This window comes from Nicoliella sp. ESL1113 (genome assembly GCF_058509245.1).
The window spans coordinates 1,045,856-1,059,751 of sequence record NZ_CP196387.1; the positions used below are offsets into that span (position 1 = coordinate 1,045,856).

Annotated in this window: 13 protein-coding genes; all 13 read right to left on the bottom strand. The window is 43.5% G+C overall.

Annotated elements, in window-relative coordinates:
* Positions 1–357 carry a dihydroneopterin aldolase gene (gene folB / locus ACSYTJ_RS04425; RefSeq protein ID WP_491719594.1) on the bottom strand — a complete coding sequence of 119 codons (357 nt, stop codon included), beginning with the start codon at positions 355–357 and terminating at the stop codon, positions 1–3.
* 109 nt (positions 358–466) lie between these two features.
* Positions 467–1,717, bottom strand: a complete 1,251-nt coding sequence (purD, locus tag ACSYTJ_RS04430) for a phosphoribosylamine--glycine ligase (protein WP_491719595.1) — start codon at positions 1,715–1,717, stop codon at positions 467–469.
* A gap of 20 nt (positions 1,718–1,737) precedes the next feature.
* A complete protein-coding gene (gene purH / locus ACSYTJ_RS04435) occupies positions 1,738–3,270 on the bottom strand; it encodes a bifunctional phosphoribosylaminoimidazolecarboxamide formyltransferase/IMP cyclohydrolase (protein ID WP_491716414.1) in 1,533 nt (510 codons plus the stop codon).
* Between the two features lies 1 nt (position 3,271).
* Positions 3,272–3,868, bottom strand: a complete 597-nt coding sequence (gene purN / locus ACSYTJ_RS04440; RefSeq protein ID WP_491716415.1) for a phosphoribosylglycinamide formyltransferase — start codon at positions 3,866–3,868, stop codon at positions 3,272–3,274.
* Positions 3,843–4,877, bottom strand: a complete 1,035-nt coding sequence (gene purM / locus ACSYTJ_RS04445; RefSeq protein WP_491719596.1) for a phosphoribosylformylglycinamidine cyclo-ligase — start codon at positions 4,875–4,877, stop codon at positions 3,843–3,845. Before purM ends, purN begins: the two co-directional genes overlap by 26 nt.
* Positions 4,878–6,326 carry an amidophosphoribosyltransferase gene (gene purF, locus ACSYTJ_RS04450; protein WP_491716417.1) on the bottom strand — a complete coding sequence of 483 codons (1,449 nt, stop codon included), beginning with the start codon at positions 6,324–6,326 and terminating at the stop codon, positions 4,878–4,880.
* Positions 6,302–8,527, bottom strand: coding sequence for a phosphoribosylformylglycinamidine synthase subunit PurL (gene purL, locus ACSYTJ_RS04455; protein WP_491719597.1), 2,226 nt, complete (start codon positions 8,525–8,527; stop codon positions 6,302–6,304). Before purL ends, purF begins: the two co-directional genes overlap by 25 nt.
* A gap of 5 nt (positions 8,528–8,532) precedes the next feature.
* Positions 8,533–9,198, bottom strand: coding sequence for a phosphoribosylformylglycinamidine synthase subunit PurQ (purQ, locus tag ACSYTJ_RS04460; protein ID WP_491716419.1), 666 nt, complete (start codon positions 9,196–9,198; stop codon positions 8,533–8,535).
* A 6-nt stretch (positions 9,199–9,204) separates the two neighbouring features.
* Positions 9,205–9,453 carry a phosphoribosylformylglycinamidine synthase subunit PurS gene (gene purS / locus ACSYTJ_RS04465; RefSeq protein ID WP_491716420.1) on the bottom strand — a complete coding sequence of 83 codons (249 nt, stop codon included), beginning with the start codon at positions 9,451–9,453 and terminating at the stop codon, positions 9,205–9,207.
* 13 nt (positions 9,454–9,466) lie between these two features.
* Positions 9,467–10,174: a phosphoribosylaminoimidazolesuccinocarboxamide synthase gene (purC, locus tag ACSYTJ_RS04470; protein ID WP_491716421.1), complete on the bottom strand. Its 708-nt coding sequence runs from the start codon at positions 10,172–10,174 to the stop codon at positions 9,467–9,469.
* A 13-nt stretch (positions 10,175–10,187) separates the two neighbouring features.
* Positions 10,188–11,309 carry a 5-(carboxyamino)imidazole ribonucleotide synthase gene (purK, locus tag ACSYTJ_RS04475; protein ID WP_491719598.1) on the bottom strand — a complete coding sequence of 374 codons (1,122 nt, stop codon included), beginning with the start codon at positions 11,307–11,309 and terminating at the stop codon, positions 10,188–10,190.
* Entirely contained in the window at positions 11,293–11,778 is a 486-nt protein-coding gene (gene purE, locus ACSYTJ_RS04480; RefSeq protein ID WP_491719599.1) for a 5-(carboxyamino)imidazole ribonucleotide mutase, read from the bottom strand. Before purE ends, purK begins: the two co-directional genes overlap by 17 nt.
* 163 nt (positions 11,779–11,941) lie before the next feature.
* Positions 11,942–13,801, bottom strand: a complete 1,860-nt coding sequence (locus tag ACSYTJ_RS04485) for a S53 family peptidase (protein ID WP_491716423.1) — start codon at positions 13,799–13,801, stop codon at positions 11,942–11,944.
* Positions 13,802–13,896: the final 95 nt, after the last annotated feature.

Below are 13,896 nucleotides of genomic sequence, written 5' to 3' on the forward strand. Positions count from 1 at the left end.
TTACCCTTCCAATTCAATTTCCACGTTATCCAAAACCCCGTCGATTGGCAGGGCGATTTTTCTGATTTTGACGATCAGGCGATCCAATTGCGCACCGTGGTGCTTTTGAACCTCGGCAATGATGCTTGCTCCTAAGGTTTCAATTAATTCAACACGGCTGTTGGCCACTACGGAAGCAACCTCATCAAATACCAAACCGTAATTCAAAGTATCCTTTACGTCATCAGATGTTACTAGTTGTTTAAAGTTGGTTTTCATTATCACATCGATTTGAATATCCTGCCCGACAACGCGTTCTTCAGGCAATACCCCAATGTGGGAATGAAATTGCATGTTGTTCAAACGAATCGTTTCCATTTTTTCACCCACTAATTTTGTTTATATACAGTCTATCATGCCAAATCATAAAAGAAAAAACAACAAAAAAAGAAGCTAGATTTTAAAAAATCCAGCTTCTTTTGGATTATTATTTAAAAGCTTTACTACCAATATCAGTTCGGTACTCATAGTCATTAGAATTAACAAATTGGCTCAGTGCTGAATTTACTTTGGTTTGAGCTTGCTTTAAGTCTGAATCGTTGGCAATGACCATCAACACTCGGCCACCATGGCTGACGAGTTGGTTATCAACTTCAGCGACCCCGGCATAACTAACGCTGATCTGATCATCATTAAACCGTGGTAATGGTAAGTGGTCCTTGTGTTCAGCTGGATAACCGGCAGCGGCAATCACTGCTCCTAAGTAGTATTGACCAGTCTGCCACTTTGGTTTCACAGTTTTCCCTGCCATTAATTGTTCAATTACGGACCCGAAGTCATCCTCTAATTGGGGTAAAATAACCTGGGTTTCTGGATCACCCATCCGCACGTTGAATTCGATCACCTTAGTACCGGTCTTAGTTTGAATCAAGCCGGCGTAAAGAAATCCGGTAAAGGGATGACCCTGGGCCTTCATTTCTTCTAAGACGGGCATGATGATGTCCTTCATTGCCCCATCCACTACGGATTGGCTAAACTGCGGAACGGGACTATAAGCCCCCATCCCACCGGTGTTAGGTCCTTGGTCGTCGTTTTTGAGCCGCTTATGATCTTGGGCAATCCGCATCGGGACCACATTAGTACCGTTCGCCATTACGATAAAGGAAAATTCTTGCCCCGCCATGAATTCTTCGATCAATACTTCAGAATCAGGTTTGAGTTCAAAGAGGTGGTTAATCGAATCCACGGCAGTCGCTTCGTCCTTAGCGATGATGACACCCTTCCCAGCGGCAAGACCGTTCGCCTTGATCACCACCGGAAAGCTACCCTTACGAACGTATTCGATTGCTGCAGCTGCCGATTGAAATTCCTGGTAGGCAGCAGTAGCCACGCCACGGTTTGCCATGATCTGCTTTGCATAGGCCTTGGAGCTTTCCAATTGAGCAGCAACCTTAGTGGGACCAAAGATGTTGAGATCATTTTCCCTAAAAACATCCACGATTCCCATCGATAATGGGGCTTCGGGGCCCACAATCGTCCAGTCAATGTGATTTTGCTTTGCAAATTCCACCAGGGCTTGAAAGTCCATTTCATCAATGTCAACGGTCCCCACGTTTTGAATTTGATTCATCATTGGGTTTCCTGGAGCTACGTAAACGTTTCGATCGCCATTTTCAACTAACTTCTTTGCGATTGAATATTCACGACCACCAGAACCAACCAAAAGCCAATTTTCCATCCTAATCTCTCCCAAATATATTAGTGCTTAAAGTGACGGGCGCCACTGAATACTAATGCGATACCGAGTTCATCGGCCTTTGCAATTGAATCTTTGTCCTTGATACTTCCACCTGGTTCAACGATGGCCTTGATTCCATGTTTAGCAGCAAATTCAACACAATCATCCATTGGGAAGAATGCATCGGAAGCTAAAATGGCGTTGGCAAAGTTAGGCTTGTCAGCAGCTTTTTCGATCGCAATCTTAGTTGAATCGATTCGGTTCGGTTGCCCAGCACCTACTCCTAGGGTTTGGCTATCAGTCGTAACAACGATGGCGTTACTCTTAACATGTTTAACGGCGTTTTGGCCGAATGCCAATGCCTTTAATTGAGCTGCGGTTGGTTGAACCTTGGAAACAACCTTGAAGTTAGCTGGCGCTTCGTGAAGAAGATCGCGGTCTTGAACTAACATCCCACCGAGCACACTCACTTCGTCCTTGCCCTTAGGATCGATTGGGCCAAATGGCAATGTCAATAGTCGAATGTTCTTCTTCTTAGCTAAAACGTCGTAGGCTTCATCAGTGAATGAAGGAGCAATGACGATTTCTAGGAAGATTGCGTGCATCTTTTCAGCAGTGGCTAGGTCGACTTCGCGGTTCAAAGCGATGATTCCACCAAAGATGGAAACAGGATCTGATTCATAAGCCAGGTTCCAAGCAGTTAATAGGTCATCAGCAGTCCCGATTCCACATGGGTTCATGTGCTTTAATGCCACTACCGCAGGCTTTTCTGGGAATTCAGCGATGATCCGTAGCGCAGCATCAGCATCACGGACGTTGTTGTATGATAATTCTTTCCCATGGAGTTGCTTTGCGTTTGCAAGTGAGTACTTTTCAGGAATTGGTTCACTGTAGTAAGCAGCCTTTTGGTGACTGTTTTCACCGTAACGCATGTCTTGAACCTTTTCGTAAGTTAAAGTGAGCTTTTCTGGGAATTCTTCCTTGGTTAAGTATTGAGCGATCAAGGCATCGTATGCTGCAGTGTGACGAAAGACCTTCGCAGCCAAGTGGCGATGGTAAGCAGCATCTAATTCATCGGCGTCGTAGCGCTTAATGAATTCAGAATAGTCGTTCACGTCGGTAATGACGATCACATCTTGGCTGTTCTTAGCAGCTGCTCTTAACATTGAAGGACCACCAATATCGATGTTTTCGATTGCATCAGCATCGGTTACGTCTGGTTTTTCAATCGTTTCTTTGAATGGGTAGAGGTTCACACATACTAAGTCGATTGGATCGATGCCTTGATCTTTAATTTGTTGCATATGTTCTTTGTTATCACGACGCGCTAAGATTCCAGCGTGAATGCGGGGGTGTAGAGTCTTAACCCGACCATCAAGCATTTCATCAAAATTCGTAATTTTTTCAACTGAGATTGCGTCAACCCCACCATCCAATAATGCTTTCAAAGTTCCGCCAGTGGAAACCACTTCGTAGTCACGTTCTTCCAGTTGTTTGGCGAAATCGACGATTCCAGTTTTATCAGAAACACTTAATAATGCTAACTTTTTCAATTTAGAGCACTCCTTTTTTTATTAGTTCAAAAATTGTGTTTGGATATAGTTGATGTTCAACATCATGGATCCTAGTTTCTAAATCTTCAATCTTATCATCTGGGTACCGATCAACACTTTGTTGGGCGATAATTTGACCCGTGTCGACCCCAGAATCAATATAGTGAATTGTCACTCCAGTTTTGGAAACGTTGGCTGCATAAGCATCCTCAATTCCGTGCAATCCTGGAAAATTAGGCAGTAATGCCGGGTGAATATTGATGATTTTCTTGGGGTAAGCATCCAATAAAGTCGGGCCAATGATGCGCATGTAGCCAGCTAAAAAGATGGCCTCGACCCCAGCGGCCCGTAAGTGGGTCAACATGATCGATTCGCGATGTTGCTTAGTAACACCCTTCTTTGCTTCCACCACCAATGCTGGGACGCCGAACTTAGCGGCCCGCGTTAAAACGTATGCATCATGGTGATCACAGATCAATAGTTTAATATCGATCGGTAAATCAGCCTTCGCAATCGCTTCAAAATTGGTCCCGTTCCCAGAGGCGAAAATGGCGACTGGAAGGGGCTTGGCATTAGTTGATTTCGACTGCTGCTGCATTGCGTTTCACCACCTTACCAATTTGATAATATGCTTGTGATTGTGCCGCTAAGTTCTTTTCAACGGCGGCCACGTTTGTTTTTGGAACCACTAATACCATTCCAATTCCCTGGTTGAAGACCTGGTCCATATCACTTGTGTCCAAGTGACCCCATTCTTGCAGTGCCTTAAAGAGCGTTGGGACTTGCCAGCTACTGCGGTCAATCTGGGCGGTCAAGTCATCTGGAATGCTGCGTGAAAGGTTATCAGCGATCCCCCCACCCGTAATGTGGGCGATCGAGTGAATCAAATCGGCTTGAATCGATGGGTTGACCGCATGGTAGTAGAGCTTAGTGGGTTCTAATAACGCGTTAATCAACGGCTGATCGAACCCAGGATAGGTCTTATCAACGTCTAGCTTTGCGTCTTTGATGATCTTACGGACCAACGAGAAACCATTTGAATGCACCCCGCTAGAAGCCAGGCCAATCAAGACATCGCCTTCCCTAACGTTATCGGCACTCAACAATTCATCCTTATCACCAATCCCAACGGCAAATCCACTTAAATCGTAGTCGCCATTGGTATAGATGCCGGGCATTTCAGCCATCTCACCACCAATTAGTGATAAGCCAGCTTGCTTACACCCATCCGCGATTCCAGAAACAATCTCCTTCATTTGAGCAGGGTCTAGTTTGCCGACCCCGACATAATCCAAGAAGAAGAGTGGTTCTGCACCCTGGGCCAAAATGTCATTTGCACACATTGCAACTAAATCGATTCCGATCGTGTTGTGGAGGTGGGCTTGAATTGCTAACAACAACTTCGTCCCCACCCCGTCAGTTCCAGAGATCAAAACTGGGTTTTTGAACTTCGTAAAGCTGTCCTTCAAACTATATTCGGCACCAAACCCACCGATGCCACCAATCACATTTGCATCCTGGGTGGCTTTTACGATCGATTTGATCTGGTTAACCGCTTGGGCGCCACTTTCAATGTCAACGCCCGCTTCTTTATATTGGTCGGCCATCTAATTCATCCCTTCATATAGGTGTAAACGCTTTGCTTCCTTTGCATACATTTCTTCATAATCATAAAGTGGGGTGGGGTACTTACCATCAAAGTAGGCCGTACATAACCCGTGGTACTTGTTATTAGACTTCAAGCCGATCGAATCGATCAACCCTTCTACACTAAGGTAGCCGAGTGAGTCGGCCCCGATTTGGTCACGAATGCCATCAACACTGTAGTTAGCCCCAATCAATTCACTTGGCTTTTGAATGTCGATTCCGTAAAAACATGGGAACTTCAAGTCAGGAGACGCAATCCGCACGTGAATCGACTTCGCACCCGCATCCCGCAATAATTGCACGATGTAGCGACTAGTGGTTCCCCGCACGATCGAATCATCGACTAAGACGATGTCCTTGCCTTCAATAACGGGCTTGACCACGGATAGTTTCATTGAAACCCCGCGTTCACGCTTCTTTTGGGTTGGTTCGATGAAGGTTCTAGCAACGTATTGGTTCTTGATCATTCCCATATCGTATGGGATTCCACTTTCGTTGGCATACCCAATCGCAGCGGAGAGTGATGAGTTGGGTACCCCGATTACGACGTCAGCCTTAACGGGATGTTCGCGGGCAACTTGGGCTCCCATGCGCTTTCTAGCTTCGTGGACGCTGACCCCGTGAATTACGGAGTCTGGACGGGCAAAGTAAACGTATTCCATCGAACACACTGTTAATTCGGTGTCAGTTGTATAATGGTCGATCTTAATCCCGTCGTTGTCGACCTTGATCAATTCCCCTGGTTCGAGGTCACGGATAAATTCGGCCTTGACTTGGTCTAATGCACAGGTTTCACTACAGATCACGACACTACCATCGGCACGCTTCCCCATTACCAATGGCCGTAAGCCGTTAGGGTCACTGATCGCATACATTGCATCGGTTGACATCAAGACGTATGCAAAACCACCGTGCATCCGATTCGCAGCATCCTTGATTTTGTCAGTGAAGTCATCCATTTCAGAAACTTCGATCAAGTCCCCGAAGAGTTCACTATCGGAATCGGATTGGAATTGAACACCCTTGGCCTTTAATTCCTTCTTTAACGTATCCGCATTCGTCAAGTTCCCGTTATGCGAAATGGCGAAGTGATTCTTGGTGTTTTCAAATAAGAATGGTTGGATGTTGTTAATGCTGTGACTTCCAGCAGTGGCATAGCGAATATGACCAATTGCTGAATTTCCATTCAAGATTTCCAACGTTTGTGGGTCTTCAAATACTTGGGCCAATAAACCTAAACCGCGGTATCTATGAAGTTGGTTATGGTCATTAGAGGCAATTCCAGCCCCTTCTTGCCCCCGGTGTTGTAATGCATGTAACCCGTCGTATGTTAAGCGAGTTGCATCAGGAGTCCCCCAGATTCCAAAGACACCACATTCATCATTTAAGCTTTTGACTTCATTAGCCATGAGAGTCCCTCTTTCCAAATTTGATTCATTTCATTTACATCTAATTTTAAATTATCGTTGCTTAATGCTAGGTTCAATTCATGATCATCAGTGGTCGTCCCTAATAATGTCGCGTGATCACCAACTAGTTGTTCAAATGCTGCTTGGTCGGCTTTGGCAACGGTGATCACAAAGCGGGATTGGGTTTCCGCAAATAGTTGTTCACGGGTCAAGTCAGCCTTCCCGTTAAAGCCGAGACCGTTTGCAAACAGGGTTTCTAAGAGGGTCACGATCAGTCCCCCTTCGCTAACGTCATGGACACTGTCAACGAGCTTGTTGACAATTGCTTCATGAACGAGCTTTTGGTTTTCAGCCTCAGTTGCTAAGTCAAAGTGGTCGATCTTACCACTGATCTTACCAGCTAATAACTTTTGAATTTCTGAACCACTGTAGTCATCAAAGGTTTTGCCGACTACGTAGACGAGTTCATCAGCAGCCTTAGCATCCGATTTGGTAATATTGTCGTTTGATTCGATCAACCCGACCATCCCAATCAATGGGGTTGGGTAAATCGCTTGATTATCAGTTTCATTATAAAGTGAAACGTTCCCGCCAATTACGGGTGCATCGAATTGTTCACAGGCCTTTGCGATTCCTTCAGCAGACTTGCTCATTTCGAAGTAGCTTTCAGGATCATCGGGGTTCCCAAAGTTCAAACAATCGGTAATCCCAATTGGCAGTGCGCCACTCGCCACGATATTTCTAGCGGCTTCGGCAACGGCGATCTGCCCCCCTTGGAATGGATCCAAGTAGATGTAACGGGCGTTACAGTCAGTCGTCATCGCAAGCGCCTTCTTAGTGCCACGGATCCGAACCACTGCGGAATCACTTCCGGGTGCTAAGACGGTGTTGGCTTGAACCCGACTATCGTATTGGCGATAAACAGACTGCTTCGAAGCAATCGTTGCTTGGCCTAAAATTTGCTTGACCATTGCCCCTAAATCATCAAATTCAGGTGTAAATTCAGCAGCGGGGGCTTTGAGCCGAGCTGGTTCAACTAGTGGGTGGGTGTATTCTGGAACGTCATCGACTAAGGTCTTGGTTGGAATATCACAAACCAATTGACCGTGTTGAGAAAGTCGATACTGGCCATCATCATTAACGTTCCCAATTACGACTGCATCTAAGCCGTACTTTTCAAAAACATCTAAAACGACTTGTTCATGGCCCTTCTTAACACAGAGGAGCATTCTTTCTTGTGATTCGGAAAGCATGATTTCATAAGGCGTCATTCCCTGTTCACGTTGGGGCACGAGGTCTAAGTTCAAGTCCACTCCACTGTCAGCCTTGGCAGCCATTTCAGCAGAAGATGAGACCAACCCAGCGGCTCCCATATCTTGAATCCCGACTAGGATATCACTGTGGTTGTGCGTAATTTCGAGACAGGCATCGACCAAGAGCTTTTCCATGAATGGATCCCCGACTTGAACGGCAGAACGGTCGGATTCTTCTTCCTTACTGAATTGACTAGAAGCAAAGGTCGCACCATTGATTCCATCGCGCCCAGTCTTTGCACCAACATAGATGATCGAGTTCCCAGTTCCATGAGCCCGCCCAGCTTCAATATCGGCTTGATCCATGATTCCGACACACATAACGTTGACAAGTGGGTTACCATCGTAGCACTGGTCAAAACTAATTTCACCACCGACGGTTGGAATCCCGATACAGTTACCGTAACCGGCAATTCCAGCTACGACCTTATCTAATAAAAAGCGGTTCTTAGGGTTAGACAATTCACCAAAGCGGAGGCTATCGAGTGAAGCAATTGGCTTGGCACCCATTGAGAAGATGTCACGGATAATGCCACCCACTCCGGTTGCAGCCCCTTCGTATGGTTCCACGAAACTTGGGTGGTTGTGACTTTCGGCCTTGAAGACAACGGCTTGGCCATCGTTAATGTCTAACACCCCAGCCCCTTCACCAGGCCCTTGAATCACGCGGGAGCCCTTAGTCCAAAACTTACGTAGAATGGGCTTGGAGTTCTTATAAGAACAATGTTCACTCCACATTCCAGAATACAAACCAGTTTCAGTAAAATTTGGGAGGCGTTTTAAAAGTTTTTTGGAAATTAAATCATATTCGCCATCAGTTAATCCCCAGTCACGATAAATTTTTTTATCTCTAATTTCTTCGGGGGAAAGTTCAACTTGTTTTTGCACTGCTATTAGCTCCTCACTTGATTTAAGATTGATTGGAATAAAGTTAGGCCGTCGGTCCCACCTAAGATGGCTTCAACCGCTCTTTCAGGATGGGGCATCATTCCCAAGACGTTCCCTGCTTTGTTGGTAATTCCAGCAATGTTTTCGTAACTGCCGTTCGGATTATCTTCGTAAGTAAAGACAATTTGATGGTTATCCTTTAATTCTTGTAACGTTGCATCATCACAGTAGTAATTTCCTTCCCCATGGGCGATGGGAATGTTAATGACTTGATTTGGTTGATAGCCGTTCGTGAACATCGTATTAGGGTTGACCACCTTCAAAGGGGCCCAATCAGAAATAAATTCCATGCTAACGTTATTTTGCAGTGACCCTGGTAATAACCCAGCTTCAACTAAGATTTGAAATCCATTGCAGACCCCAAGGACTGGCTTACCAGCATCTGCCAACTTCTTGACCGCTGGCATAACGGGTGCAAAACGAGCAATCGCACCACTTCTTAAGTAGTCACCATAAGAAAAGCCACCAGGAATCATTACGCCATCGTATTGATCCAAATTAGTTTCATCTGATCTGACCATGTCAACATCTTCACCAAGCGCATCTTTAATTGCGTAATACATATCCCAATCACAGTTAGAACCGGGAAAACTAATTACAGCGAATTTCATTGGTCTCTATCCTTCCTCTACTTCATAACGGTAGGTTTCCATGTTTTGGTTCACTAACAAATCTTTACAAATTGATTCGATCGTTTTAACCGCAGCATCCTTACTATCAGCCTTGATCTTTACTTCAAAGAACTTTCCTTGTGAAATGGATTCGATTGAAGTGTAATCCAAACGGTGTAAAGCATTCTTAACAGCTTCACCTTGTGGATCTAGAATTGATGGTTTGTGCGTAACGTAGATTTTAGCTAAATACATTTTAAGAATCCCCCTATTGTAGCGCTGCTTGTAATTTTGATAGAATTTCACGATAACCAGTCATCATGTCACCAGTTTGCTTTCTGAACACATCCTTATCTAGGGATTGCTTTGTGTCAGCATCTAAAAGACGACATGAATCGGGTGAAATTTCATCAGCAAGGATAATTTGGCCGTCATCAGTGATCCCAAATTCAACTTTAAAGTCAACTAGGATGATGTTCATTGATTCAAATAGTTGCTTCATTAACTGGTTAACCTTTAAGGCGGTCTCACGCATCGTTACCAATTGGTCTTCACTCGCAATATCAAGTGCTTCGGCATCAGAATCGTTAACCAATGGATCGTGGAGTTCGTCGCTCTTAAAGAAGTATTCTACGACTGGCTTCTTTAGGGCTTGTAAATACTTAGTTCCAAACCGTTTTTGGAAATGCCCTGAAGCAAGGTTTCTAATTACCACTTCTAGTGGAATCATGTGAACGCTCTTGTTCAATTGATCAGTGGCGTCCAATTGTTTCACGAAGTGGGTCGCAACGCCCTTGGAATTCAAGTAGCCAAAAATCAAACTCGAAATTTGGTTATTGACTGCTCCCTTATCTTCGATCAATTCATTTCTTTCCCCATCACCTGCAGTGGTGTGGTTAGTGTAGTGAACGCGTAATACTTTCGGATCGTCTGTAGTGTATAATTCTTTGGTTTTTCCTGAAGCAACTAATGCCATTTGAATGCACTCCTTATTTAAATTGGTTAACTTGTGCTAATAAATCGTCGAATGAATCCCCGATTACGGTGATGTGGCCCATCTTGCGACCTGGTCTAATTTCAGCCTTCCCATAATCATGGAAGTGCCATGCGGGGTTCTTTGGTAAATCTTCGCGCGCTTTTGTAAGGTTATCACCTAATAAATTGACCATCACTGCTTTGTGGTCTTGGGTAATTGTGGGAATTTCGAGTCCACAAATACTTCTGATGTGGGCCTCAAATTGTGAAACATTGCAGGCCTCAATCGAATAATGGCCTGAATTATGGGGCCGTGGTGCCAATTCGTTGACCAATAGTCGTCCATCAGCCATTAAGAAAAATTCAATCCCTAATACCCCAACGAGTGCTAAGCCATCGGCAATTTTAGTTGCAATTTGACTGGCTTGTTCGTGCACTTCTGAATCGACGCGCGCTGGAACGATACTGGTATGAAGGATGTGGTGTTTGTGGATATTTTCACTCAATGGGAATGGAATGATCTTGCCACTAGCATCCCTTGTGACCATGATTGAAACTTCCTTTACAAATGGTTGTTTCTTTTCAAAGATCCATTCACGATCGTTCAACTGGCTAAGCGCTTTTTCAACATCTGATTGATCATTGATGTCGATTTGGTCATGGCCATCATAACCACCCTCACAGGTCTTGAGAATGCCTGGAAAACCAATCGTTGCAACCGCTTGTTTTAGATCATCAGCCGTGTTGACAGCGGCAAATTCAGTCACTGGAACGCCATTATCCTTTAAGAAATTCTTTTCATGCAGCCGATGACTAGTAATCGTTAGTTCATCGATTGCTTGGGGGACATCAGTTAAGTTCGTCACTTTTGAAAGGGCTTTTTGATCAACGTTTTCAAATTCATAGGTTAAAACGTCTGATTTTTGAGCCAATTCTTCGAGTGCGGCTTGATCATCATAATCAGCCACGACTTGAAAGTCAGAAACTTGGGCTGCAGGTGCCCCTGGGGTTGGATCTAAGATGCCCACTTTATATCCCATTGACTTAGCGGCTAGTGCCATCATTTGGCCTAATTGGCCACCCCCTAAGATTCCAATGGTGGCTGGTGGCAAAATAGTCTTAATTGAGTTGGTCATTACTCTTGATAGCCTCCTCGGTTTGTTCATTTCTGAACTGAACTAGTTTTTGATTTACATCTTGATTGTGTAATGCAATGATCTGAGCAGCTAAAATTGCTGCGTTCTTAGCACCAGCATTACCAATCGCAACGGTCGCAACTGGAACTCCAGATGGCATTTGAACCATTGATAACAATGAATCCATCCCGTTCAAAGCCTTGGTCTGAACAGGGATTCCAATCACTGGAAGCGTAGTATTAGCAGCCATCATCCCAGGGAGATGGGCAGCACCGCCAGCAGCAGCAATAATCAACTGATAATGTTCGTCTTTTGCTTTAGAGCCAAATTCCTGTAATTGTTCTGGCATCCGATGAGCAGAAATGACGTGCTTATCATAACTAACTCCTAATCTATCAAGCATTTCAGCAGTTTGCTTTACTACTGGCCAATCTGAGATTGATCCCATTACGAGTGCAACTTCCATCAAAAAGTCTCCTTTATTAATTTGGTACTTTAATGATACCAATTGAATGGAAATCCGTCAACAAAAACACGAACAATTAGAAATAAAGATCATCTTAAAGTTCGGTTTACTGTAAAAAGGCTGTAAAAATATTGTAAAAAAATAACGCCCACCATGGGCGTTATTTTTATTTTTGATTGCTAAAGGCAGTATTTAATTTACCAAAGTCAACCGTTCCTAATCCAGTTGCTTGGTTATATAATTTACCAGGTTGTCCCGTATAGTAAAGATTATTATTATTAGTCGCGCTATCTAACGGGGTAAATGGTGAGTTAGAAGCCGCTGCAAACCGATAAATTTGCGGATTCCAAAAGCCCATTCTTTTCCCCTGCGCACTGTTGATAACAGCAGCCATCCCTGCAATTTGGGGACTGACCACGCTAGTGCCACCTGTAACGAACCATTTTCCATTATGATAAGAAGAATAGCCTGTATTTGGATCAGCATTGGCAGAAATATCAGGAAGGTTCCGTCCTTCACGAGTTCCAATGATCGTTTGGGGATTATTTAAGCGGTTCAAATAGCCCTTACTATATTCCCAAATTTGACTCGCCCGAAATGTTCCAACCCCACTAAAGCCAGATTGGTAATCAGGGACAGAATTGAGGGTACTAAAGCCCCCACCACCACCTGAAAAGTAACTTGTTATCCACTTGGCAGGGTTCTTAGTAGGTGTTAGCGTTGGTTGATTATCAAATTTAGGATATAGAAAGTCATTACTCCATGCCCGTTCTTGAGCAACAGTATATTTCTTTCCATTAATAGTGTAGTTTCTTGGTAACGTTGTTCCACCAACTGCAGTTACATATGGTGAGTTAGCTGGTGTATCAACCGTTAACTTCGGGTACCGATTCTCACCCATCCCATCATAAGCACCGTTATCACCAGAAGAAGCAAATACGCTAATCCCTTGAACCGCAGCTTGTTGGAATAATAAATTCATAATTTGATTATAGTTAGCTGGTAGTAGCCCACTTTTAATCTGACTTTTAACCTGGTTTTCACTTTGTCCCCAACTAACCGATAGGGTGCTGACCACATTTTTGGAAATCGCAGTTGCAAATGAATTGATCATTCCAGTTGCGGATGGATTGCTTACGTAAACATTAATATTGGCTTTAGGAGCAACTGCACCAGCTTGCTCAACATCCATTGCAGTTTCATCCTCACCATTATAGGAACTCTTCCCAATTTGATAGGTTTTGATTCGGTTCGCCTTGGCAGGAATTCCTTCTGAGTCCCAAAACTTATTTGCATCGCTAGCATGGAACTTCGCAAATGAAATAATTCCGATGGTTTGCCCTGCGCCAACGTGGTTATTCTTATAAAGCGCTCCTGCATTATAGGTATCCATAAATTTTTGAGGCGCTCCCTGATAAGTATTAATTTTGCTTTGTTGACTAGATAGTTTTGCAGTGATTGTTTTTTCAGGATTAGTATAAGTATTATTATTCAATCCAAATATGCCTAACGTCTTATTGTTAATATTGTTAGGTAACTTATACTTATGATTAGTTTTTTGATAACTATCTCCAGTTACCTTAATATTATTTAGCTTAACTTTGAATGCCTTTTCAACATTCTTAGTTTTACCGGTAATCTTAACGTTTAAGTTCCCAGAATACACGGTCGTCTTAAGATGATACTTTTTAAAATACTTAGTAATAACGTTAATCGTCCCACTAGACTGACCATATGTTTTAGCAAACTGTTTGGGGGTTAAGTACTTACGGTAATTATCGTTACCCGGCGTAACAGTGCGATCGATATAATTACTTAGTTGATTTTCAGAGCGTGGTTTTAAAATTAAGTTAATCGTTTGGCTTTGATTACCATTAACGGCTGTTACCACTTTTTTAGTTGTAACTTTTTTAGCGTAAACACTAGTTTCTAAAACTGAAAAAGTCGTTACACTAAAGGTAGCGATTACTCCGAATCGCATGAACGACTTTAAAATTTGTGAATATTTATCTTTAATTTTAATCATTCCTCATCTTCAGATTTATGTTGCTGTTTTATTTTTTGTTTAGTTTTGATAATAATTACTGAAGTTAAAGTAATCTGTAACAAAATACAAACAAT